Genomic DNA, 23,118 nt, shown 5'->3' with positions numbered 1-23,118 from the left:
GGGCGTATGCTTTTTTTGGGTAGAGCAGTGATTTGGAGTGGTTATGGGTGATCGGCACGACTATGTGGCCCTCGAGTGGGTCAAAGGCGAGATTGCCGAAACGCTGAAAGTGGCTCATCAGGCCATCGAAACCGTGCTTGATGACCCGCAGGCGATGCACGCCCTCAGTGAATGCCTGGCGTGCATCCATCAGGTTCACGGCAGTTTGCAGATGGTCGAATTCTACGGCGCGGCCCTGTTTGCCGAAGAAATGGAACACCTGGCCGCCGCCTTGCAACAGAACCGCGTCAGCCATCGCGACGAGGCGCTTCATTTGCTGTTGCAAGCCCTCGGGCAACTGCCGATCTACCTCGATCGGGTGCAAGGCGCGCGCCGTGACCTACCCTTGGTCGTGCTGCCGTTGATCAACGACTTGCGCAGCGCCCGGGGCGAAAGCCTGTTGTCGGAGACCAGCCTGTTCAGCCCGCAATTGACCGACCTGCCAGCGCTGGACGAAGCGTCGCTGGCCCTGCTGGAACCGGCGGATTTTCCCAATGTGCTGCGCAAGTTGCGGCAGATGCTGCAGATGGCCCTGGTCGGGCTGCTGCGTGAGCAGGATGACGAAACCCACCTCGGTTATCTGACCAAGGTTTTTTCACGCCTGGAAGGGTTGTGCGGCAACGCACCTTTGAGCCCGTTGTGGCAAGTGGCCTCGGCGCTGGTCGAAGGCATGCGTGCGGGTTCGATTGCCAACAGTCCGGCGCTGCGCAGCCTGTTCAAGGACGCCGACAAAGAACTCAAGCGCCTGCTCGAACAGGGCCTGCGCGGCATCAATCAGCCGGCACCGCCGGAGTTGCTCAAGAGTTTGCTGTTTTACATTGCCAAGGCCGAACATCCCACCGGGCAGATGCTGACCATGAAAGATCGCTACGGACTGGACGACGCGCTGCCTGACAGCGCAATGGTCGACGAAGAACGCGCCCGCCTGGCCGGACCGGACCGTGACGCCATGCGTTCGGTGCTGGCCGCGCTGTGCGAGGAGCTGGTGCGGGTCAAGGAACGCCTGGACCTGTTTGTGCGCAGCGACCGCCAGCACACCTCCGACCTCGAAACCCTGTTGGCACCGTTGCGGCAAATCGCCGACACCCTGGCGGTGTTGGGTTTCGGCCAACCGCGCAAAGTCATCATCGATCAACTGGCGGTGGTGCTGAGTCTCGCCCAAGGCCAGCGCGAACCCAACGATGCCATTCTCATGGACGTCGCCGGGGCCTTGCTCTACGTCGAAGCGACGCTGGCCGGCATGGTCGGCACCGTTGAGCCGGAGAGCCAGGAAGAAAGCCACCTGCCGACCACCGACCTGACGCAGATCCATCAGATCGTGATCAAGGAAGCGCGCATCTGCCTGCAACAGGCTAAGGACATGATCGTCGACTACATCGACGCCGACTGGGATCGGCAGCACTTGCAGGCCTTGCCGGCGTTGCTGACCCAGGTGCGCGGCGCGCTGTCGATGATTCCGTTGGGCCGCGCGGCGAGCCTGATCGAAACCTGCAACCACTTCATTCGCGAGCATCTGCTGCTGGACCCGGACCAGCCCGACTGGCAGGAACTGGACAGCCTGGCCGACGTCATCACCAGCATCGAGTATTACCTGGAGCGTCTCAGCGACGACCCCGAGGCTCCCGGCGAACAGCTGCTCGACGTGGCGGAAAAGAGCCTGGCGTCACTCGGCTTTTTCCCCAGCGAACAGCATGTGCCGATGCTCGAGGATGTGCTGAGCCCGAGTGAAGCTCAGGTGATGCAGGACCTGCAGGAACTCGATGACCCCGATACCGTGCAGTCGCTGGCCGATGTCTTGGCCAGCCCGGTGTATTCGGTCAATCCGCCGGCCCTGACCACCCCGGGCAGCCTGCTGCCACCGCCCGCCGGCGAAGAGCCGGTGGACGATGAGCTGCGGGAAGTCTTCCTCGAAGAAACCGATGAAGTCCTGGAAATCCTCCGGGAGTACTTGCCGCGCTGGACGGCCAATCCGGACGATAAACCCGCCTTGAGTGAATTGCGCCGGGCGTTCCATACCTTGAAAGGCAGTGGCCGGATGGTCCGTGCGCTGGTGCTGGGTGAGTTGGCGTGGGCAGTGGAAAACCTGCTCAACCGCGTGCTGGAGCACAGCGTTGCGCCTGGGGCGGCGGTGCAACAATTGCTCCACGATGCACTGGAGCTGCTGCCGGCGTTGGTGGCTGAATTTGCCGCCAATGCCCAGCGCCAATGCAATCAGGTCGACCAACTGGCCGCTAGCGCCCATGCCCTCGCCAAGGGCGAAGCACCTGCCAGCGATGAAGACACCCAGGATGTCGCGGCCCTCGATCCGCTGTTGCTGGAGATCTTCCGCAAGGAAGCCGAGACCCATCTCGCCAGCCTCAACCGTTTCCTCGATCAAGCCGCCGAGCACGTGCCGCTGCAAGCCAGCGACGAGTTGCAGCGGGCGTTGCACACCTTGAAGGGCAGCGCGTCGATGGCCGGCGTATTGCCGATCGCCGAGCTGGCGACGCCACTGGATCAACTGGCCCGTGAATACAAGGCGCACTTGATCGCCCTCGACCTCGACGAAGTCGAACTGCTGCTGGAAGCTGAAGGTCTGTTCCGTCTCGGGTTGCGGCAACTCAAGGCTGATCCGCTGGCCGAGATCCCGGGGGCGCAGTCGTTGATCGAACGCACCAAGACGCTGCTCGCCGAACGTCTGGATGCGCTGTTGAAAGCGCCGAACACCGCGCTGCGGATCAAGCGTGATCCGCAACTGATCAACAACTTCCTGGCCCAGGGCATGGACATCCTGCTGGACGCCGAAAGCCTGTTGCAGCGCTGGCAGCAGCACCCCGGCGAGCGTCAGGAACTCAGCGCGTTGCTGGACGAATTGACCACGTTGGGCGAAGGCGCGCACCTCGCTGATCTGCACCCGGTCGATGAACTCTGCGAAGCATTACTCGACCTGTACGGTGCGGTGGAAGAGAGCAGCCTGGCGGTCAGCGACCGGTTTTTCCACGAGGCGCAAAGTGCTCACGAAGCGTTGATCAACATGCTCGACGAACTGGCCGCCGGCCAGGAAGTCAGCCCGCAACCGGAACGCATCCGGGCCTTGCGCGGCTTGCTCGATGAGAGCCTTGATCCGTCTTCCATGGGCCTGATCCGCAGCGATGGCAGCCGCACCCTGAGCATCCGGGAATTGGGTAGCGCCACCGCCGAACTGGAAAAGACCGCGACCCAGGTCGAACTCGACGATGAGATCGTTTCGATCTTCCTCGAAGAAGCGGTGGATATCCTCGAGAGCGCTGGCCAGGCCTTGCAGCGCTGGCTCAGCGACCCGGACAACGCCGCGCCGCTGTCGTCCTTGCAGCGGGATTTGCATACCCTCAAGGGCGGCGCGCGGATGGCCCAGGTCGAGCCGGTCGGCGACCTGGCCCATGAACTGGAAAGCCTTTACGAAGGTCTGGTGGACCGCCGTTACAGCCACAGTGAAACCCTGGCGCAGCTGCTGCAACAGAGCCATGACCGGCTCGCGGTGCTGCTCGAGCAGTTGCAGAACCAGCACACCCTGGGTGCTCCGAACGAACTGATCGAAGCGATTCGCGAGTTCCGTCAGGGCAATGCCAACACCACCGAAGTGGCGGAACCCGCGCCAGCCAATGACTCGCCAGGCCACGACCCCGAGCTGCTGGAGATCTTTCTCGAGGAAGGTTTCGACATCATCGAAAACTCCGGCGCGGCGCTGGTGCGCTGGCAAGCCGAACCGTCGAACCGTCAGGAAGTGGAAACCCTGCTACGCGATCTGCACACGCTCAAGGGCGGAGCGCGGATGGTGGAAATTGCCCCCATCGGCGACCTCGCCCATGAGCTGGAATTTCTCTACGAAGGCCTGTCCGCTGGCTTGCTGCAACCGACCCCGGCGCTGTTCGCGCTGCTGCAAAGCAGTCACGACCGACTGGCGCAAATGCTCGATGCCACCCGCGCAGGCCAGCCCTTGCCGCCGGCCGATCGGTTGATCGACGCAATCAAGAACTTCAGCCATCCCGCTGTTCTCGATACACCGGTGATCGTGCCCGCCACGCCGAAACCCGACGCCCCGGCACCGCAAGCCGAAGCGGGCGCCGACATGGTCAAGGTCTCGGCAGAACTGCTCGACGATCTGGTTAACCTGGCCGGCGAAACGTCGATCTTCCGTGGCCGTATCGAACAACAGGTCAACGATGCACGCGTGGCCCTGAGCGAGATGGAAACCACCATCGAGCGCATGCGCGATCAGTTGCGCCGGCTCGACACGGAAACCCAGGGACGGATTCTCAGCCGCCAGCAGGTCGACGCCGAACGCCAGGGCTACGAAGAATTCGATCCGCTGGAAATGGACCGCCACTCGCAGTTGCAGCAGTTGTCGCGGGCGCTGTTCGAATCGGCCTCCGATCTGCTCGACCTTAAGGAGACCCTCGACCAACGAAATCAGGACGCGGAAAACCTGCTGCAACAGCAGGGCCGCATCAACACTGAATTGCAAGAAGGCCTGATGCGTACGCGCATGGTGCCGTTCGAGCGCATGTTGCCGCGGTTGAAACGCATCGTCCGTCAGGTCTCTAGTGAACTGGGCAAAGACGTCGAGTTTGTGGTCGGCAACGCCGAAGGCGAGATGGATCGCAACGTGCTTGAGCGCATGGCGGCTCCACTGGAGCACATGCTGCGCAACGCCGTGGACCACGGCCTGGAATCGGCCGAAGTGCGTATCGCCGCCGGCAAACCGGCCCAAGGCCGGATCACACTCGACCTGTCCCGCGAGGGCGGCGATATCATTTTCGACATTCGCGACGACGGTGCGGGCGTGCCGCTGGACGCGGTGCGGCGCAAGGCAATCAAACGCGGCTTGCTGGCCGCGGACGCCGATATCAGCGACCGCGACGTGCTGCAATTCATCCTGCAACCGGGGTTCTCCACCGCCGAGAAAATCACTCAGATCTCCGGGCGTGGCGTGGGCATGGACGTGGTTCACGAAGAAGTCCGGCAGCTCGGTGGCACCATGATCATCGACTCGACACCGGGGCAGGGCGTGCATTTCCGGATTCGCCTGCCATTCACCGTGTCGGTCAACCGCGCGCTGATGGTGCAGTGTCTGGAGGATCAATACGCGATCCCGCTGAACACCATCGACGGCATCGTTCGCGTGCTGCCCAACGAACTCGAAGGGCATTACCGGCTCGATCCACCGACCTATGAATACGCCGGGCAGACGTATGAGCTGTGCTACCTCGGCGAACTGCTGAAAACCAGCACCCGCCCGAAACTGTTGGGCCAGAGCCTGCCGCTGCCGGTCTTGCTGGTGCAGTGCAACGAGCGGCACGTCGCCGTGCAGGTGGACTCGATGGCCGGCACTCGCGAGATTGTGGTCAAAAGCCTCGGCCCGCAGTTTGCGTCGGTGCAAGGGTTGTCCGGGGCGACGATTCTGGGCGATGGCCGGGTGGTGCTGATTCTCGATTTGCTGGCGCCAATCCGCGCCATGCAAGCGCACGTGCCGCAGAGGACCCAGACCCAGGACCCGGAAGTCGAGCCGCATAAGCCGCTGCTGGTGTTGGTGGTCGACGATTCTGTCACTGTGCGCAAGGTCACCAGCCGCCTGCTCGAACGCCACGGCATGAACGTGTTGACCGCCAAGGACGGGGTCGATGCCATGCTGCTGCTCGAAGACCACCTGCCCGACGTCATGCTGCTCGACATCGAAATGCCGCGCATGGACGGTTTTGAAGTCGCGACCCAGGTACGCGCCGACGAACGTCTGCAGCACTTGCCAATCATCATGATCACCTCGCGCACCGGCCAGAAACACCGCGACCGCGCCATGGCCATCGGCGTCAACGACTACCTCGGCAAGCCGTACCAGGAATCGGTGCTGCTCGACAGCATTGCCCTGTGGAGCAAAACCCATGCTTGAACACCGCACCAGCAATCTCACCGGCCTGCTGTTGCCCCTGGCCGACCGCAACCTGATTCTGCCCAACGTGGCGGTGGCGGAGTTGATTGACTACCAACCGGGGGCGTTCGATCTGGATACGCCGCCGTGGTACCTGGGGTTGGTGACGTGGCGGGACCGGCAGATTCCGTTGCTGAGTTTCGAGTCGGCGTGTGGCAATAAAACCGTCATCGGCGAGCGGGCGCGGATCGTCATTCTCAATGCCCTGGGCGGGCGGCCGGAGTTGAAGTTCATTGCCCTACTGGTGCAGGGGATTCCGCGCTCGTACAAGCTCGACAGTCAGTTGAGCTATGTCGATGTGCCGTTGTGTCCGCTGGAACAGGCGGCGGTGCAGGTGGGGGAGCAAGTGGCGAAGGTGCCGGATTTGCTGGCGCTGGAGGAGCTGCTGGTGAATGCCGGGTTGATCTGACCCGTATCCTGTGGCGAGGGAGCTAGCTCCCGCTGGGTTGCGAAGCAGCCCCAAAATCTCCAGCGAACCGATTATTTAGCGACTGCTGCGCAGCCGAACGGGAGCTAGCTCCCTCGCCACAGGGATTGTGCGCTAGACCTTGCCGCGCATCTGCATCTGCAACGCCTCGTTATGATCCAGCGCCCGCTCCACCAACAACTGCACGCCATCGGCCATTCGACTGAGCGCCAAAGCTACCGAACGGCGCGAACCTTCCACATCGTCTGCCAGATCGGCCGCAATGGCGCTGATGGACAGCAAGTCTTCGGAGGCGTTGGCCAGCAGGGCTTCGGCGTCAATGTCGGGGCATACGGTGAAGAGCTGGGACTTGTTACGGCGCCTCGACGGTTTTTCGTGAGCAGGGGGGAAGTCATGAGCGAAGGCGCGGTCGGCGGCTTCCTTGAGTTTTTCGGCTTCGAGAGATGCTTGGGGATCGGTGCCAGTGTTTTCTGCGGGGTTGGTCGTTACCTTGGACATTATGAGTTTCCGATTACAGATTGGCGTTGGTCCATTCGAAATGAATGGCGCTTTTTCTCCGTCTTTTCGGGGGTTCCAGACCCGGTCGCTGATTTGGCAGCGACCCATAAACGATAACGATCAGCGCAAAACCCCACCAGTCAGCGGCTTCCGGCATTGCTGTAGGCCACGACGCCTGACTGCGTAGCCTCTCACCGTTCCTGCGGACAAATGTTTAAACACAAATCCCCATTCGGCTCGCGACGGGTTGAAGATTCCCAAAAAGGGACCTGTCGTTCCCTTTTTGGGACTCATCGGTTGTCATTGTGAAAAACCTTTCCCTCAGCGAAGCCCTGTTCACCACCACTCAGCAAAAAGTGCTGGGCTTGTTGTTCGGCAAACCCGATCGAAGTTTTTACGCCAACGAAATCGCCCGCTGGGCTCAAGTGGGTAAAGGCAGCCTCATGCGAGAGCTGGATCGGTTGCAACAGGCAGGCGTGCAGACCCTGAGCCGTCAGGGCAACCAGACCCACTATCAGGCCAATCCGCAATGCCCGATTTATGCTGAGCTGTTGGGCATCGCCCGCAAAACCTTTGGCATCGCCGAGCCTCTGCGCCAGGCGCTCCAACCCTTTGCCGAACAGATCACTTGGGCATTTGTGTACGGCTCTATCGCCAAGAATCAGGCGAACGCATCCAGTGACATTGATCTCATGCTGATCGGCGAAGGCCTGCACTACGGTGGAGTGATGGAGCGGCTCATGCCTCTGGAGGAACAACTGGGCCGCGCCCTAAACCCGACGCTCTACACCCCTGACGACTGGGCCGCAAAACTGACGGCTGAAAACAGTTTCGTCGTGCGGGTCGCGCAGCAAGACAAGATCAACCTGATGGGGGAAAACCCTTTGGAGTCCAAGGATGGGCAGCAACGAGAATCTGTAGAACCTGTTACGTAGCGGTGGACTGAAAGCGGAGCCACCGGATCGCAAGGAATGTGAAGGGTTGATGCGGTCGGCTGTGGATCGATTGAAAGATGCGCAAACGTCTTCGCTATCCTTCGCGAGCCCTTTCGACTTGGCTTACAACGCTGCCCACGCCCTTGCACTGACAGCTCTTCGCTTGTGTGGCTACCGTTCAGACAAGCGATATCTGGTGTTCCAGTGCCTGGTTCATACCGCCGATATTGGCAAAGTACCGGTTCGGTTGTTCGCCCTGTGTCATGAGCGACGAAACCTGACGGAATACGAAGGCTACATGGAGTCGGCGGCACCATGACCGGCGGGCAAAAAGGCTTGGCGGACCTGTCGTTGTTCTCCGGCATCGGCTTGATGGGCGGCGCCATGTTGCGTGACTTCGCCATCGTCGCCGCGGCGTTCGAAGTGCAGGCCACCGAAGCGAAGAAGGCCGGGTTGATTGATGTGATTGCGCTGCTGCTGGGCACGATACTGCCGTTCATTGTCGGGGCGAGCATGGCCTGGGCGTTCGGTTATCGCGATGCGATCAGCATGACCACCATCGGCGCGGGTGCGGTGACTTACATCGTCGGGCCGGTGACCGGCGCGGCGATTGGTGCGAGTCCGGATGTGATGGCGTTGTCGATTGCCACCGGGTTGATCAAGGCGATTCTGGTGATGGTTGGCACACCGATGGCCGCACGCTGGATGGGGCTGGATAACCCGCGCTCGGCGATGGTGTTTGGCGGGTTGGCGGGTACGGTGAGTGGTGTGACCGCCGGGCTGGCGGCGACGGATCGGCGGTTGGTGCCTTATGGGGCGTTGACGGCGACGTTCCATACCGGGCTTGGGTGCTTGCTGGGGTCTTCGTTGTTGTACTTCATTGTTCGCGGGATTGTGGGTTGAGCCGCGGGATCTTCGCTGGCTGTTCTGGCGCTTTCGCGGGCAAGCCTCGCTCCTACAGGTTTTGTGTCGTGGCCTAATCCATGGCACATGCACATCCTGTAGGAGCGAGGCTTGCCCGCGAAGGGCGCGACACGGTCTCAAGCCTGGCGATTGGCATACATCCGACACTCCGCCAACAACGCCAGCAAATTCGGATCGCGCTCCTTGGCCTTCAGGAACACCACGCCGATGTGCTGCTGCAACCGATACCGTTCCTGCAACGGAATCAGCTTCACCCGGTTCTCATACACCGCCGCAATCCTTACCGGCAGCAGCGCATAACCCACGCCAGAGCTGACCATGCTCAGCAGGGTGAAGATGTCGTTGACCTGCATCGCCACCTTCGGTTCGCCCCCCGCTTGCTTGAACACCCGATTGCCGTCCTGGTGCGTGGCAAACCCCTGGGTCAGGGTGATGAAGGTTTCGTCGCGCACTTCGGCCAGGTCAACTTCCGCCCGTTGGGCAAACTTCGAATCCGCCGGCGTGGCCAGGAAGATGTCATCGGAAAACAGCGGAATCTGCTCGCAGTCCGGGTCATTCACGCTGTCGTCCAGGGACACCAGGATCGCGTCGACTTCCATGTTCTTGAGCTTGTACAGCAGGTCGAAATTCGAGCCGAGGATCAGGTCGATGTTGAGCTCGCTGCGGCGAATCTTCAGGCCATGATCAGCTGCGGCACCGTCTTCACTGTCAGCGAATACAACGAGCCGAGCTTGAAGCGTTCAGCCGAGAACCCGGCGGCTTCGCGGGTCAGGCGCACGGTTTCTACCACGTCCTGAATCAGCTTCTGTGCGCGTTCTTCCAGCACGTAGGCGCTTTCCAGTGGTGTCAGGTTGCGGCCTTCGTGTTTGAACAGCGGGCAGCGCAAGGCGCTTTCCAGCGAATGAATAGCGTGGTGCACGCTGACGTTGCTGGTCTGCAACTCGGCAGCCGCCCGGGCCAGGTTGCCGGTGCGCATGAAGGCGAAGAACACCTCGAGTTTTTTCAGGGTCAACTCTTCGTCGATCAGCATGGCGTGGTCTCTTATTCGAATGGCTCGATTGTGCACGCATGAGGGAATTTGTGATCTGAAACATTGCGCTTTTAAGCTCAAGGGCTGAGCCTTGCGCGATGTTGTAACGAATGTTGAGGTGAGCAACACATGTATCACGGGGAGCGATTGAACGCCTGGACGCATTTGGTCGGGGCGGTGGCGGCGACGGTTGGGGTGGTGTGGATGCTGGTGATTGCCAGCCTGGACGGCAGCCCGTGGAAGATCGTCAGCGTGGCGATTTACGGTTTTACCTTGATGGTGCTTTACAGCGCCTCGACCGTTTACCACAGCGTGCGCGGGCGCAAGAAAGCGATCATGCAGAAGGTCGATCACTTTTCGATCTACTTGCTGATTGCCGGCAGCTACACACCGTTTTGCCTGGTGACCTTGCGCGGGCCGTGGGGCTGGACGTTATTCGGGATTGTCTGGGGGTTGGCGCTGATCGGCATCCTGCAAGAGATCAAGCCGCGTTCGGAAGCGCGGGTTCTGTCGATCGTGATTTATGCGGTGATGGGCTGGATCGTGCTGGTGGCGGTCGAGCCGTTGCTGGCGGCGTTGGGCAGCACAGGTTTTGCCTGGCTGGCGTCGGGCGGGGTGTTGTACACCGTGGGGATTGTCTTTTTTGCACTCGATCATCGGTTGCGGCATGCGCACGGGATCTGGCATTTGTTCGTGATCGCGGGGAGTTTGCTGCACTTCGTGGCGATTATGTTTTATGTCCTGTAGGAGCGAGGCTTGCCCGCGAAGGCCTCACCGCGGTCACCCTAAAACACCGCGGTGAGGCCTTCGCGGGCAAGCCTCGCTCCTACAGTTAGTGGTGTCTAGAAATCCCCCCAAAGTTGCTGGGCAACCGCCAGTGCAACCACTGGCGCAGTCTCGGTGCGCAACACCCGCGGGCCGAGGCGGGCGGCATGGAAGCCGCCAGCCTTGGCCTGCTCGACTTCAGCGTCCGACAACCCACCCTCAGGCCCAATCAGAAACGCCAACGTCCCAGGCTTGGCATGACTCACCAACGGCTCAGCCACCGGATGCAGCACCAGTTTCAATTCAGCCTCGGTCTGCTTCAACCAGTCCGCTAATAACAGCGGCGGATGAATCACCGGCACCCGTGAACGTCCGCATTGCTCGCACGCGCTGATTGCCACCTGGCGCCAATGCATCAAGCGTTTGTCGGCGCGTTCGTCCTTCAGGCGGACTTCACAGCGGTCGCTGAAGATCGGGGTGATTTCGGTGACGCCCAGTTCGGTGGCTTTCTGGATCGCCCAGTCCATGCGCTCACCTCGGGACAGGCCCTGGCCGAGGTGGATCTGCAAGGGCGACTCGATTTGCCCGGCGAAGCTTTCATCGATCTGCACGACGACGCGCTTCTTGCCGACCTCCACCAGTTTGGCGCGAAACTCATGGCCCGAGCCGTCGAACAGTTGCAGTGCATCACCCTCGGCCATGCGCAGCACGCGGCTGATGTAATGGGCCTGGGCCTCGGGCAACTCGTGTTCGCCAGTGCTCAAGGGGGCGTCGATAAAGAAGCGGGACAGTCTCATGCTGGGTCTCTACTGAATCTGATGTTCGGCATCGTAAGTTGGGTCGAACTGGCTTTGTGGCGAGGGGATTTATCCCCGTTCGGCTGCGAAGCAGTCGTCAATCCGGCTGATGCGGTTTAACTGATAAATCGCGGTTGCCGGTTTTGGGACTGCTGCGCAGTCCAACGGGGATAAATCCCCTTGCCACAGATAAATCCCCTCACAACAGGGAACTGTGTCTGGCTTCAGCCCGGATCGCGGAAGCCGGGGTGGAAGTCTTTCGGCACCGACACGCTGATGCCTTCACGGGTCGCGATGTCGATGCCTTCACTGGCCACTTCTGCCAGAAAATCGATCTGCTCCGGTGTAATCACATAAGGCGGCAGGAAATACACCACGCTGCCCAACGGTCGAAGTAAAGCACCGCGTTCCAGTGCGTGCTGGAACACCTTCAAACCGCGACGTTCCTGCCACGGATAAGCTTCCTTGGTGGCCTTGTCCTTGACCATCTCGATGGCCAGCACCATGCCGGTCTGGCGCACTTCCGAAACGTTCGGGTGATCGGCCAGGTGCGCGGTGGCGGAGGCCATGCGCTGCGCCAATGCCTTGTTGTTCTCGATGACGTTGTCTTCTTCGAAGATATCCAGCGTCGCCAAGGCCGCCGCGCACGCCAGCGGATTGCCGGTGTAGCTGTGCGAATGCAGGAAGGCGCGCAGGGTCGGGTAGTCATCGTAGAACGCGCTGTAGACGTCCTCGGTCGTCACGCACGCCGCCAACGGCAGATAACCGCCGGTCAGGGCCTTGGACAGGCAGAGGAAGTCCGGGCGGATGCCGGCCTGTTCACAGGCGAACATCGTCCCGGTGCGGCCGAAACCGACGGCGATTTCGTCGTGGATCAGGTGCACGCCATAGCGGTCGCAGGCTTCGCGCAGCAGTTTCAGATAAACCGGGTGGTACATGCGCATGCCGCCAGCGCCCTGGATCAGCGGCTCGACAATCACTGCCGCGACGGTGTCGTGATTCTCGGCCAGGGTCTGTTCCATGGCGGCGAACATGTTGCGCGAGTGTTCTTCCCAGCTCATGCCTTCGGGGCGCAGGTAGCAATCGGGACTCGGCACCTTGATGGTGTCCAGCAGCAGCGCCTTGTAGGTCTCGGTGAACAGCGGCACGTCGCCTACCGACATCGCCGCCATGGTTTCGCCGTGGTAGCTGTTGGTCAGGGTGACGAAGCGCTTCTTGTTCGGCTGGCCGCGGTTGAGCCAGTAGTGAAAGCTCATTTTCAGCGCGACTTCGATGCAGGACGAGCCGTTATCGGCGTAGAAGCACCGGGTCAGGCCTTCCGGCGTCATCTTCACCAGGCGCTCCGACAGCTCGATCACCGGCTGATGGCTGAAACCGGCAAGGATCACGTGCTCCAGCTGATCGACCTGGTCCTTGATGCGCTGGTTGATGCGCGGGTTGGCGTGGCCGAACACGTTGACCCACCAGGAGCTGACGGCGTCGAGGTAGCGTTTGCCTTCGAAGTCCTCCAGCCACACGCCTTCACCGCGCTTGATCGGGATCAGCGGCAGCTGTTCGTGGTCTTTCATCTGGGTGCAGGGATGCCACAGCACCGCGAGATCGCGTTGCATCCACTGGTTATTCAGGCCCATGTTCAGTCTCCTCGAGGCGGCTCGCTGGTTTCGCGGGCAAACAATCGCGCAAGCCTATGCAATGCATCGCACGGGGACAACCCATTGTGTCGATTGAGCTACTTTGTATAGGTCGATAGACGTCGCTGGCGGCCTTTTGATGGCTAACGTATTCTTCGCGGTTCTTTGAGTCGCCTGACTCGTAAAACCGCTATTTTCTCGTGTATTTCCGGAGTTCGCTGAATGTCTGCTGGTTGGCTGCGCGCCTGTGCGCTGGTGATGTTGGGGCTGTTCAGCGTGTCTGCGCTGGCCAAGGATAAAACGGCGATCGTGATCGGCGGCGGGCTCTCGGGCCTTACCGCCGCTTATGAACTGCAGAACAAAGGCTGGCAGGTGACCCTGCTGGAAGCCAAGCCGAGCCTGGGCGGTCGCTCCGGCATGGCCACCAGCGAGTGGATCGGCAACGACAAGACCCAGCCGGTCCTGAACAAATACGTATCGACCTTCAAGCTGAGCACCACGCCAGCCCCTGAGTTCGTGCGGACCCCGAGCTACCTGATCGATGGCGTGTATTACACCGCCGCCGACCTGGCCAACAAGGAACCGGCCACCAGCGAGGCGCTCAAGCGCTACGAAAAGACCGTGGATGATCTGGCGCGTTCGATCGAAGATCCTCAGAACCCGGCGGCCAACAGTACGCTGCACGCTCTGGATCAGATCAACGTCTCCAACTGGCTCGACCGTCTGAGCTTGCCAGCCACGGCACGTCAGTTGGTGAACCAGCAGATTCGTACCCGCTATGACGAACCTTCGCGCCTGTCGCTGCTGTATTTCGCACAGCAGAGCCGTGTTTACCGCGGCGTCTCCGACCGTGACCTGCGTGCCTCGCGCCTGCTCGGCGGCAGCCCGGTACTGGCCCAGGCCTTTGTCAAGCAGCTGAAAACCATCAAGACCAGCTCTCCAGTGTCGTCCATCACCCAGGACAAGGACGGCGTGACCGTCAAAGTCGGCAGCGTCGGCTATCAGGCTGACTACGTGGTGGTGGCCGTGCCGTTGCGCGCCCTGAACAAGATTCAAATGACCCCGGCGCTGGATGCCCAGCACCTGGGCGCCATCAAGGGCACCAACTACGGCTGGCGTGACCAGATCATGCTGAAGTTCAAGACGCCAGTGTGGGAAAGCAAGGCGCGCATGTCCGGCGAGATCTACAGCAACACCGGCCTGGGCATGTTGTGGGTCGAGCCGGCGCTGAAGGGTGGCGCCAACGTGGTGATCAACCTGTCCGGCGATAACGCACGGGTGATGCAGGCGTTCGGCGACAAACAGATGGTCGACCAGGTGCTGATTCGTCTGCACGCGTTTTATCCACAGGCGCGCGGTTCGTTCACCGGTTATGAAATCCGCCGCTACAGCACCGACCCGTCGATGGGCGGCGCTTACCTGGCCTTCGGCCCGGGCCAGATCAGCAAATACTGGCGCCTGTGGGAACGTCCGCTGCAGCGCGTAGCGTTCGCTGGCGAGCACACCGACACCTTGTACCCGGGCACGCTGGAAGGTGCGCTGCGCACCGGTCAGCGCGCGGCCAGTCAGGTTGAAGACCTGGCAGCGGGCAAGTCGTTTGAGCCTGCGAAGGTTGTGCCGGCAGCGACCGCTGTAGCGGCGGGTGCGGTGGCGGCGAAGAAAGGCAACTTCTTCACCAACCTGTTCGGTGGTTCGTCCGATGACGACAAGAAGCCGGAACCCGTCAAGGCACCAGAGCCAGTGGCTCCGGTAGCACCGGCTCCTGCTCCAGTGCCAACTCCAGCCCCTGCGCCAGTGGAAGCACCGAAGCCTGCTGTTCCTGTCAAAGCCGAGCCAGCCAAAAAAGCCGCGGCCAAGCCTGCGGCGAAGAAGCCTGCGGCTAAAACCGAGGCCAAAAAGGCTCCGGCAAAACCTGCGGCGAAGAAAGCTGAACCTGCGAAGAAGCCGGCGGCCAAGCCTGCTGCGCCAACTCCGGCAGCGACAGAGACCAAGGCGCAGTAAGGCTTTGGCGTGAAAGGAAGCGCGGTTTGAGAGCCGCGCTTTTTTTTGCCTGGCAGATAGCATTCGCGAGCAGGCTCGCTCCCACAGGGTTTTGTGTTTTGCCGTAGATTTTGTGTTCAGCACCGATCCATTGTGGGAGCGAGCCTGCTCGCGAAGCGGCCTCCCATTCACCTGGCATTTCTGCGCGTGCAGCTAACATCCCGCCACACTTTCGCCTTTAATCTTTCCTTAACGCCTTTCTTTCAGACTCTTGATCGTATTTCTCGATATTTCAAAGCGAAATTTTCCGCTTTAATTCGATAGATAACTCGATAGTCTTGGTCGCAGTTCTCACAGGATTTGGGCAATGCAGCTACGTAATTCTTCTTCGCGCTACGGTTGGGTCAGCATCTTCATGCACTGGGGCGTGGCGCTGGCGGTCTTCGGCTTGTTCGCGCTGGGCTTGTGGATGGTCGGTCTCGACTACTACAGCACCTGGCGTAAAGACGCGCCGGAATTGCACAAGAGCATTGGCCTGGTGTTGTTGGCTGTCATGGTCTTGCGGGTGTTGTGGCGCTTTATCAGCCCGCCACCGCCGACACTGGAAACGTATAGCCGCATGACGCGTCTCGGCGCCAAGTTCGGTCATTCGTTCCTGTACCTCAGTCTGTTTGCGGTGATGATTGCCGGATACCTGATTTCCACCGCAGACGGTGTCGGGATTTCGGTGTTTGGCCTGTTTGAAATTCCTGCGCTGGTTTCCGGGCTACCGGACCAGGCAGACACCGCCGGTGTGATCCATCTGTATCTGGCGTGGGCACTGGTAATTTTTTCCGGTCTCCATGCGTTGGCAGCATTGAAACACCACTTTATCGACCGTGATGCGACCCTCACTCGAATGCTGGGCCGCAAAGCCTGAAGTTCAACCTCGACTCCAAAGGAATAGAAAGCATGTTGAAAAAAACACTCGCTGCTCTGGCAATCGGTTCGGCTCTGCTGTCCGCTAACGTAATGGCGGCCGACTATGTCGTCGACAAAGAAGGCCAGCACGCCTTCGTTGACTTCAAGATCAGCCACTTGGGCTATAGCTTCATCACCGGTACCTTCAAAGATATCGATGGCAAGTTCAGCTTCGATGCGGCCAAGCCGGAAGACAGCAAGATCGAGTTCAATGTCAAAACCGCCAGCGTATTCACCAACCACGCTGAACGTGACAAGCACATCGCCAGCGGTGACTTCCTGAACGTGGGCAAGTTTGGCGATGCCAAGTTCGTCTCCACCAGCGTCAAATCCACCGGCAAAAACGCCGCTGGCAAAGACACTGCCGACGTGACCGGCGACCTGACCATTCTTGGTGTGACCAAACCAGTCGTGGTCAAGGCCACTTTCCTGGGCGAAGGCAAGGATCCGTGGGGCGGCTACCGTGCCGGCTTCGAAGGCACTACCAGCATCAAACGTTCCGATTTCGGCAAACAGAAAGACCTGGGCCCATCGTCCGATGCGGTCGATCTGTACGTGACGTTTGAAGGTGTGAAAGCGAAGTAATTTTCGCCGCCTGAACAAAAACGCCCCCGATCTCGCGATCGGGGGCGTTTTTTATGGCGAACATAATCTGCGTCGCACCACAAATCCTGTAGAAGCGAGGCTTGCCCGCGAAAGCGCCAGCGGCCTCACCACGGAAATCCGGTTGACCCCTTCGCGGGCAAGCCTCGCTCCTACAGGGATTTTGGTGAAGCAAAAAAAAATGCCCCGGATCGTGAGACCCGGGGCATTTTTCATTGCAGCGATAAATCAGCGATTGCGGGTCAGCAACGCTGGCTTCTCACCGCGCGGACGGCCTGGCAGTTGATCAAGTTGCTCTGGAGTCGGGAAACGATCGGTTTTCGACTCCTTGTGAATGATCTTCGGTGCCGGTCCGCGCGGGTTTTGCACGGCCGGTTCCGAACGCGGCTGGTCGTCGGTGCGAGCCGGACGACGGTTGCGGGACTCTTCGCGGCGGGCCTGGCCGTCACGTGGAGCGCCGTTGCGAGGGCCGCTGCGCTTGGCCGGCGGGGTGCCGGTGGTGGCGCCGTCGCTGCTGCGCGGACCGCTTTGGCGACCCTGAGGCTTGCCGCCGGTGCGTGGAGCACCTGCGCCGGCTGCCGCGCCTGGTGCCGGAGCACCCGGACGGCGGCCACGGCCCTGAGCCGGTTTGGCTTGAGGCACGTAGTCAACGCGGTTACCGAAGTTATCCACATCGTCGTCCAGGAACTCATCCGGAGCACGATCAGCGGCAGCACGAGGGGCCGGACGCTGTTGCTCGCGAGCCGGGGTGCCTTCGCGTGGTTTGTGTTCACGGGCCGGGCGATCACCACGGCCAGTGGCTGCAGGTTTTTCCTTGCCGCCCTTGTCCTTGCCCTTGTCTTTACGACCGCCGCCACCGCCGGTGCCGTTCGGGCCGTCGCCGCGTGGGCCACGTGGGTTGCGTGGGTTACGCACATCCGGACGCTCGCGCACTTCCGGTTTTTCGGCTTCTACAGCGCTGGAGTCGAAGCCCATCAGGTTGCCGTCGGCAATCTTCTGCTTGGTCATGCGCTCGATGCTTTTCAGCAGCTTTTCTTCGTCCGGGGCAACCAGCGAGATCGCCTCACCCGAACGACCGGCACGGCCGGTACGGCCGATACGGTGAACGTAATCTTCGTCGACGTTCGGCAGTTCGAAGTTGACCACGTGTGGCAGTTGGTCGATGTCGAGGCCGCGCGCGGCGATGTCGGTAGCGACCAGGATGCGCACTTCACCGGCCTTGAAGTCGGCCAGGGCTTTGGTGCGGGCGTTCTGGCTCTTGTTGCCGTGGATCGCGACGGCGCTGAGGCCGTGTTTGTCCAGGTACTCGGCCAGACGGTTGGCGCCGTGCTTGGTGCGGGTGAACACCAGGACCTGTTCCCAGGCGCCAGCGGTGATCAAGTGCGCCAGCAGCGAACGCTTGTGGTTGGCTGGCAGGCGGAAGACGCGTTGCTCGATGCGCTCGACCGTGGTGTTCGGTGGCGTGACTTCGATGCGTTCCGGGTTGTGCAGCAGCTTGCCGGCGAGGTCGGTGATGTCTTTGGAGAACGTCGCCGAGAACAGCAGGTTCTGACGTTTGCTCGGCAGACGAGCCAAGACCTTCTTCACGTCATGGACAAAGCCCATGTCGAGCATGCGGTCGGCTTCGTCCAGCACGAGGATTTCCACGTGGGACAAATCGACGCTGCCTTGGCCAGCGAGGTCGAGCAGACGGCCCGGGCAGGCCACCAGCACGTCAACACCGCGGGACATGGCCTGAACCTGCGGGTTCATGCCGACGCCGCCGAAGATGCAGGCGCTGACGAACTTCAGGTCACGGGCATAGACCTTGAAGCTCTCGTGTACTTGAGCCGCGAGTTCGCGGGTAGGGGTCAGGACCAGTACGCGCGGTTGGCGCGGGCCGTGACGCTGGGATTTGTCCGGGTGACCGTTAGGGAACAACCGCTCCAGAATCGGAAGGGCGAAGCCGCCGGTTTTACCAGTACCTGTCTGAGCCGCGACCATAAGGTCGCGACCTTGCAACACGGCGGGGATAGCCCGCTGTTGCACCGGAGTAGGCTCGGTATAGCCCGCTGCCTCGATGGCGCGGACTAAAGCCTCGGAGAGACCGAGGGAAGCAAAGGACATGAGTAATCCTGTTTTAGTTAGGGCTTGGCCCAATGGGAGTCTTGCCTGGCGCGAATGGCGTTTAAGAGGAACGCAATCCCGTCCGGTCCTGCTGGGCCTCGAAGGCTCGTCTGGAGCGCTCGCGCGGGCTGAAAAGCTGCGCTGTAGCGGATCGAGATGCCTTGAACAAGTCCGAGCGTCCGGGCGTGAGCCTGGCGGGAAGGCCGGAGTATAACAGAGCAATCACTGCGCGCCGCTTTCCTGCTGCTCAACGGTTTTTACGGTGGCCGTGGTGGCGGTAGTAGCTTGCCCTCCAGTGCCGGGACCCGCGCCATAACGGGCGCTGAGCTCCGCGTAGGCGGGCTCGCGCTTGAAGCGCTTGAGCTCGGCACCGAAACGCTGCACCAGCAAATCCATGCCGGCGTTGCGCCGTACCGCCAAAAACTGGCTCTGGTGGCTGATGACGGTGGGGTTTTCGGTGATCTTGTCGCGGATGCCCAATTCGTCGAGCAAATGCTGGCCGACCCGGCGATCGGTGATCAACAGGTCGATGCGCCCGCGCACCAGTTTTCCGAAGTTGGCTTCGTGGGTGGGCGCCGGCTCCCGAGTAAACAGTGTCGAGCCGCTGAAGTCCTCGCTGTACAGATAACCCGGCGAGGTGCCGATAGTCAGGCCTTTCAGATCGTCCAGGGTGCGAAACGGATGGGGCCGCTCATTGGCGTAGAACATCACGAATTCGACTTCCGACAGCGGTTCGCCGGGATACAGGAGTGTCGCATCGCGTTCATCACTATGAAAGATGTCCAGCGCGCCATCGGCCTGGCCCGATTCAAGCATCGACAGACAGCGTTTCCATGGCAGGAACTGCCAATCCACTTCGATTCCCAGGCGATTGAAGACGATGGCCGTGGTTTCGTAATCCAGGCCCAGGGATTTGCCGTTTTCCTCATACACATAAGGCGCCCACGGCTCGGTGACAATGCGCAGCTTCTCGCCCCGGGCGGCAAAGCTCAGGCAAGTGAAAAGAAACACGGTCAGTAACTGTGCGATCAGAGGCATGGCTTGAGATTACGACGAGAAATCATAAAGAGCCAGAAGGTCGATTCAGAAGCTCTGGCCCAATGCGCAGTCCATAAAAAAGGCCCTGGGTTTCGCCAGAGCCTTTTTGCAGTACTGCACTGTATCAGCGCGGCAGCTTCAGGTTATTCCACACTGCCAGACTCGCTTCAGCCTGGTTCAGTGTGTAGAAGTGCAGCCCCGGTGCGCCACCTTGCAGCAGGCGTTCGCACATTTCTGTGATGACTTGCTCACCAAAGCCTTGAATGCTCTGAGTGTCGTCGCCGTAGGCTTCCAGCTGCTTGCGGATCCAGCGCGGAATTTCCGCACCGCAAGCGTCGGAGAAACGCGCGAGTTTGCTGTAGTTGGTGATCGGCATGATCCCCGGCACGATCGGGATGTGCACGCCCATCGCCCGTACACGCTCGACGAAGTAGAAGTAGCTGTCGGCGTTGAAGAAGTACTGGGTGATCGCACTGTTGGCGCCAGCGTTGGCCTTGCGCACGAAGTTGTTCAGATCGTCTTCGAAATTGCGCGCTTGCGGATGCATTTCCGGGTAGGCAGCGACTTCGATGTGGAAATGATCGCCGGTTTCTTCACGAATGAATTGAACCAGGTCATTGGCGTGGCGCAATTCGCCGCTGGCCATGCCCATACCCGAAGGCAGGTCACCGCGCAGGGCAACGATGCGCTTGATGCCGGCTGCCTTGTATTGAGTCAACAGGCCGCGCAGGTCGTCCTTGCTGTCGCCAACGCAAGACAGATGCGGTGCGGCAGGGACTTTGACTTCGCTTTCGAGCTGCAACACGGTGTTGAGGGTGCGATCACGGGTCGAACCGCCAGCGCCATAGGTGCAGGAGAAGAAATCGGGGTTGTACGTGGCCAGCTGACGAGCAGTGGCGAGCAGTTTTTCATGCCCAGCGTCGGTCTTCGTAGGGAAGAACTCGAAGCTGTAGCGACGGTCTTGGGACATGGTCATATCCTTGGAAACGCGTAAGCCTTGCAGGCGCCGTGCTCTCTGTAGGAGCGAAGCTTGCTCGCGAATATTGGCGCCGCGGTGTTTCAGTAACACCGCGGTGAAGCGTTCGCGAGCAAGCTTCGCTCCTACAGAGCGATGAGTCCGCCCCACAGAGTAGGGCGGACAGCAGGACCGATCAGTAGCGGTAAGCGTGCGGCTTGAACGGACCTTCGACGGTCACGCCGATGTAGTCGGCCTGGGTCTTGGTCAGTTGAGTCACCACGCCGCCGAAACCGCGGACCATTTCCAGGGCCACTTCTTCGTCGAGTTTCTTCGGCAGTACTTCAACGGTCAGGCGCTCGGCTTTCTGGGCTGGCGACAGGTCGGCGTACTTCTGGCCGAACAGGAAGATCTGCGCCAGAACCTGGTTGGCGAACGAACCGTCCATGATGCGGCTTGGGTGGCCGGTGGCGTTACCCAAGTTAACCAGACGGCCTTCAGCCAACAGGATCAGGTAGTCGTCGTTCTGGGCATCGAATGCGCCAGGACCGGTACGGTGGATCTTGTGAACCTGTGGCTTCACTTCTTCCCATGCCCAGTTCTTGCGCATGAAAGCGGTGTCGATTTCGTTGTCGAAGTGGCCGATGTTGCAGACAACAGCGCGCTTCTTCAGGGCTTTGAGCATGTTTGCATCGCAAACATTGACGTTGCCGGTGGTGGTCACGATCAGGTCGATCTTGCCCAGCAGGGCTTTGTCGATGCTGGCTTCGGTGCCGTTGTTGATACCGTCGATGAACGGCGAAACCAGCTCGTAACCGTCCATGCAGGCTTGCATGGCGCAGATTGGGTCGACTTCGGAAACCTTGACGATCATGCCTTCCTGACGCAGGGACTGAGCGGAGCCCTTGCCCACGTCACCGTAACCGATGACCAGCGCTTGCTTGCCGGACAGCAGGTGGTCGGTACCGCGCTTGATCGCATCGTTCAGGCTGTGACGGCAGCCGTACTTGTTGTCGTTCTTGCTCTTGGTTACCGAGTCGTTGACGTTGATGGCCGGGATTTTCAGCTCGCCCTTGGCCAGCATGTCCAGCAGACGGTGAACGCCAGTGGTGGTTTCTTCGGTGACGCCGTGGACGCGGTCCAGGATCGCCGGGTATTTCTTGTGCAGCAGCTCGGTCAAGTCGCCGCCGTCGTCGAGGATCATGTTGGCATCCCAAGGCGCGCCATCTTTCAGGATGGTTTGCTCCAGGCACCACTCGTACTCTTCTTCGGTTTCGCCTTTCCAGGCATAAACCGCGATGCCGGCAGCAGCGATAGCGGCAGCGGCCTGGTCTTGAGTCGAGAAAATGTTGCAGGACGACCAACGCACTTCGGCACCCAGGGCAACCAGGGTTTCGATCAGCACGGCGGTCTGAATGGTCATGTGGATGCAGCCGAGGATCTTGGCGCCTTTCAGCGGCTGCTCACCGGCGTATTTGCGGCGCAGACCCATCAGGGCTGGCATTTCGGATTCGGCGATGATGGTTTCGCGACGGCCCCAGGCAGCCAGGGACATGTCGGCCACTTTGTAATCGGTAAAATCTGCAGGCGTGATAACAGCGCTCATGATGAGCCTCCATTCGTAATGTATGCGAATGGGCGCCGTTGTGCGTTTAGTGTCCGGCCGATCATGGCCAGTCAACGCCCCATCCGAGCCTGACAGGTCGAACCTGCTGCAGCGCCCCTCGGACAGGTGGCGGGAAAACGGTATCAATGGAACGTTACCGTTTTGAAACGGTGGCGATTATAGCGGGCTATTCTTATCTTCCAAAGCGTTTCTATCAGTCAATGTCCGAACGGTAATCGAGACCATAGTCGATGCTCAATAGAGCTCTAGGTCGGGCTCTGCCATGATGCCGCCCAACATTCGGCAAGACGCTCAGGAGTGAATATGAATTTCCACACCCGCAAATGGGTAAAACCCGAAGACCTCAACCCCAACGGCACGCTGTTCGGCGGCAGCCTGTTGCGCTGGCTCGACGAAGAAGCGGCGATCTACGCCATCGTCCAGTTGGGCAATCAGCGTGTGGTGACCAAGTACATTTCCGAGATCAACTTCGTCAGCGCCTCGCGCCAGGGCGACATCATCGAACTGGGCATCACCGCCACCGAGTTCGGTCGTACCTCAATCACCCTGAAGTGCGAAGTCCGCAACAAGATCACCCGCAAAAGCATCCTGACGGTGGATAAGATTGTCTTCGTCAATCTGGGTGAAGACGGCTTGCCCGCTCCGCACGGCCAGACCGAGATCAAATACGTCAAAGACCAGTTCAAGGACGATATCGCCAGCGAGTAATGCGAGCCCCGTAGGAGCGAAGCTTGCTCGCGAAGGCGTCATTTGTGTCACCACCAATACCGAGGTGAACCCTTCGCGGGCAAGCCTCGCTCCTAAAGAGCCGGTTTCGTTGGACGGTCAGTGAACAGCTCCGAACCTCGCGTGTCGTACC

General features: G+C 60.5%; 15 protein-coding genes, 3 pseudogenes and 1 riboswitch. Of the genes and pseudogenes, 10 read left to right on the top strand and 8 right to left on the bottom strand.

All coding sequences use genetic code 11. From position 1 onward, the window contains the following. Positions 1 to 43: 43 nt before the first annotated feature. Positions 44 to 5,944 carry an Hpt domain-containing protein gene (locus tag ACA051_RS27730; RefSeq protein ID WP_497372674.1) on the top strand — a complete coding sequence of 1,967 codons (5,901 nt, stop codon included), beginning with the start codon at positions 44 to 46 and terminating at the stop codon, positions 5,942 to 5,944. After that, positions 5,937 to 6,392, top strand: coding sequence for a chemotaxis protein CheW (locus ACA051_RS27725; RefSeq protein WP_497306103.1), 456 nt, complete (start codon positions 5,937 to 5,939; stop codon positions 6,390 to 6,392). Before ACA051_RS27730 ends, ACA051_RS27725 begins: the two co-directional genes overlap by 8 nt. 132 nt (positions 6,393 to 6,524) lie before the next feature. Here ACA051_RS27725 and ACA051_RS27720 read toward each other — a convergent pair whose 3' ends face one another. Beyond that, complete coding sequence (locus ACA051_RS27720; RefSeq protein WP_497372672.1) at positions 6,525 to 6,908, bottom strand: DUF6124 family protein; 384 nt, start codon at positions 6,906 to 6,908, stop codon at positions 6,525 to 6,527. Between the two features lie 305 nt (positions 6,909 to 7,213). On the opposite strand from ACA051_RS27720, the gene ACA051_RS27715 reads away from it, so the two are divergent. The 3 genes and pseudogenes from ACA051_RS27715 to madM all read left to right on the top strand — a co-directional run. Beyond that, positions 7,214 to 7,843: a nucleotidyltransferase domain-containing protein gene (locus ACA051_RS27715; protein ID WP_497372670.1), complete on the top strand. Its 630-nt coding sequence runs from the start codon at positions 7,214 to 7,216 to the stop codon at positions 7,841 to 7,843. Beyond that, positions 7,833 to 8,147 (top strand): annotated as a pseudogene (locus ACA051_RS27710) (hypothetical protein); the annotation flags it as partial. The gene ACA051_RS27715 and the pseudogene ACA051_RS27710, both read left to right, overlap by 11 nt. Continuing rightward, positions 8,147 to 8,746 (top strand): annotated as a pseudogene (gene madM, locus ACA051_RS27705) (malonate transporter subunit MadM); the annotation flags it as partial. The pseudogenes ACA051_RS27710 and madM, both read left to right, overlap by 1 nt. A 137-nt stretch (positions 8,747 to 8,883) precedes the next feature. Here madM and ACA051_RS27700 read toward each other — a convergent pair. Next, a pseudogene (locus ACA051_RS27700) lies at positions 8,884 to 9,797 on the bottom strand (LysR family transcriptional regulator). A 129-nt stretch (positions 9,798 to 9,926) separates the two neighbouring features. Between ACA051_RS27700 and trhA the strand changes: the two are divergent. Then, the gene (trhA, locus tag ACA051_RS27695) at positions 9,927 to 10,544 is read left to right on the top strand and encodes a PAQR family membrane homeostasis protein TrhA (RefSeq protein ID WP_497372668.1); all 618 of its coding nucleotides are present in this window, start codon (positions 9,927 to 9,929) and stop codon (positions 10,542 to 10,544) included. Positions 10,545 to 10,639: 95 nt separating this feature from the next. Here the strand turns inward: trhA and ACA051_RS27690 are convergent, their stop codons facing one another. Both ACA051_RS27690 and ACA051_RS27685 read right to left on the bottom strand, forming a co-directional pair. Then, positions 10,640 to 11,359 (bottom strand): 16S rRNA (uracil(1498)-N(3))-methyltransferase, encoded by a 720-nt coding sequence (locus ACA051_RS27690; RefSeq protein ID WP_497306093.1) that lies wholly within the window; start codon positions 11,357 to 11,359, stop codon positions 10,640 to 10,642. A 224-nt stretch (positions 11,360 to 11,583) separates the two neighbouring features. Further along, a complete protein-coding gene (locus tag ACA051_RS27685; RefSeq protein ID WP_077747239.1) occupies positions 11,584 to 12,990 on the bottom strand; it encodes an adenosylmethionine--8-amino-7-oxononanoate transaminase in 1,407 nt (468 codons plus the stop codon). Between the two features lie 222 nt (positions 12,991 to 13,212). Between ACA051_RS27685 and ACA051_RS27680 the strand changes: the two genes are divergently transcribed. From ACA051_RS27680 to ACA051_RS27670, 3 genes are all read left to right on the top strand, one after another. Next, the gene (locus tag ACA051_RS27680) at positions 13,213 to 14,991 is read left to right on the top strand and encodes a flavin monoamine oxidase family protein (RefSeq protein WP_497372666.1); all 1,779 of its coding nucleotides are present in this window, start codon (positions 13,213 to 13,215) and stop codon (positions 14,989 to 14,991) included. A gap of 346 nt (positions 14,992 to 15,337) precedes the next feature. Then, positions 15,338 to 15,889, top strand: a complete 552-nt coding sequence (locus ACA051_RS27675) for a cytochrome b (protein ID WP_497306087.1) — start codon at positions 15,338 to 15,340, stop codon at positions 15,887 to 15,889. A gap of 32 nt (positions 15,890 to 15,921) precedes the next feature. Next, on the top strand, positions 15,922 to 16,515 hold the full coding sequence (locus tag ACA051_RS27670) for a YceI family protein (RefSeq protein ID WP_497306086.1): 594 nt from the start codon (positions 15,922 to 15,924) through the stop codon (positions 16,513 to 16,515). Positions 16,516 to 16,761: 246 nt separating this feature from the next. On the opposite strand, the gene rhlE2 is transcribed toward ACA051_RS27670, so the two are convergent. The 4 genes from rhlE2 to ahcY all read right to left on the bottom strand — a co-directional run bounded on the left by rhlE2 (position 16,762) and on the right by ahcY (position 22,238). Continuing rightward, positions 16,762 to 18,639, bottom strand: a complete 1,878-nt coding sequence (gene rhlE2 / locus ACA051_RS27665) for an RNA helicase RhlE2 (RefSeq protein ID WP_497306084.1) — start codon at positions 18,637 to 18,639, stop codon at positions 16,762 to 16,764. 222 nt (positions 18,640 to 18,861) lie between these two features. Then, entirely contained in the window at positions 18,862 to 19,677 is an 816-nt protein-coding gene (locus tag ACA051_RS27660; protein WP_497306083.1) for a substrate-binding periplasmic protein, read from the bottom strand. Between the two features lie 124 nt (positions 19,678 to 19,801). Then, entirely contained in the window at positions 19,802 to 20,647 is an 846-nt protein-coding gene (gene metF, locus ACA051_RS27655; protein WP_497306081.1) for a methylenetetrahydrofolate reductase [NAD(P)H], read from the bottom strand. Between the two features lie 181 nt (positions 20,648 to 20,828). Continuing rightward, the gene (gene ahcY / locus ACA051_RS27650; RefSeq protein ID WP_219095081.1) at positions 20,829 to 22,238 is read right to left on the bottom strand and encodes an adenosylhomocysteinase; all 1,410 of its coding nucleotides are present in this window, start codon (positions 22,236 to 22,238) and stop codon (positions 20,829 to 20,831) included. A 23-nt stretch (positions 22,239 to 22,261) separates the two neighbouring features. Then, positions 22,262 to 22,364, bottom strand: a riboswitch (S-adenosyl-L-homocysteine riboswitch). 198 nt (positions 22,365 to 22,562) lie between these two features. On the opposite strand from ahcY, the gene ACA051_RS27645 reads away from it, so the two are divergent. Beyond that, positions 22,563 to 22,967, top strand: coding sequence for an acyl-CoA thioesterase (locus ACA051_RS27645; RefSeq protein ID WP_109635529.1), 405 nt, complete (start codon positions 22,563 to 22,565; stop codon positions 22,965 to 22,967). Positions 22,968 to 23,118: the final 151 nt, after the last annotated feature.

It is taken from the genome of Pseudomonas sp. LBUM1669 (assembly GCF_059695705.1).
The sequence above is the reverse complement of the archived record's forward strand: the minus strand, read 5'-3'. Positions and strand labels throughout refer to the sequence as shown.

What these genes read in the sequence shown, in the direction of transcription:
- ACA051_RS27720 (WP_497372672.1), bottom strand. Translation starts at nt 6,908, where the DNA reads ATGTCCAAGGTAACGACCAACCCCGCAGAAAACACTGGCACCGATCCC.
- ACA051_RS27660 (WP_497306083.1), bottom strand. Translation starts at nt 19,677, where the DNA reads ATGCCTCTGATCGCACAGTTACTGACCGTGTTTCTTTTCACTTGCCTG.
- ACA051_RS27730 (WP_497372674.1), top strand. Translation starts at nt 44, where the DNA reads ATGGGTGATCGGCACGACTATGTGGCCCTCGAGTGGGTCAAAGGCGAG.
- ACA051_RS27685 (WP_077747239.1), bottom strand. Translation starts at nt 12,990, where the DNA reads ATGGGCCTGAATAACCAGTGGATGCAACGCGATCTCGCGGTGCTGTGG.
- rhlE2 (WP_497306084.1), bottom strand. Translation starts at nt 18,639, where the DNA reads ATGTCCTTTGCTTCCCTCGGTCTCTCCGAGGCTTTAGTCCGCGCCATC.
- ACA051_RS27690 (WP_497306093.1), bottom strand. Translation starts at nt 11,359, where the DNA reads ATGAGACTGTCCCGCTTCTTTATCGACGCCCCCTTGAGCACTGGCGAA.
- ACA051_RS27675 (WP_497306087.1), top strand. Translation starts at nt 15,338, where the DNA reads ATGCAGCTACGTAATTCTTCTTCGCGCTACGGTTGGGTCAGCATCTTC.
- ACA051_RS27670 (WP_497306086.1), top strand. Translation starts at nt 15,922, where the DNA reads ATGTTGAAAAAAACACTCGCTGCTCTGGCAATCGGTTCGGCTCTGCTG.
- metF (WP_497306081.1), bottom strand. Translation starts at nt 20,647, where the DNA reads ATGTCCCAAGACCGTCGCTACAGCTTCGAGTTCTTCCCTACGAAGACC.
- ahcY (WP_219095081.1), bottom strand. Translation starts at nt 22,238, where the DNA reads ATGAGCGCTGTTATCACGCCTGCAGATTTTACCGATTACAAAGTGGCC.
- ACA051_RS27725 (WP_497306103.1), top strand. Translation starts at nt 5,937, where the DNA reads ATGCTTGAACACCGCACCAGCAATCTCACCGGCCTGCTGTTGCCCCTG.
- ACA051_RS27645 (WP_109635529.1), top strand. Translation starts at nt 22,563, where the DNA reads ATGAATTTCCACACCCGCAAATGGGTAAAACCCGAAGACCTCAACCCC.
- trhA (WP_497372668.1), top strand. Translation starts at nt 9,927, where the DNA reads ATGTATCACGGGGAGCGATTGAACGCCTGGACGCATTTGGTCGGGGCG.
- ACA051_RS27680 (WP_497372666.1), top strand. Translation starts at nt 13,213, where the DNA reads ATGTCTGCTGGTTGGCTGCGCGCCTGTGCGCTGGTGATGTTGGGGCTG.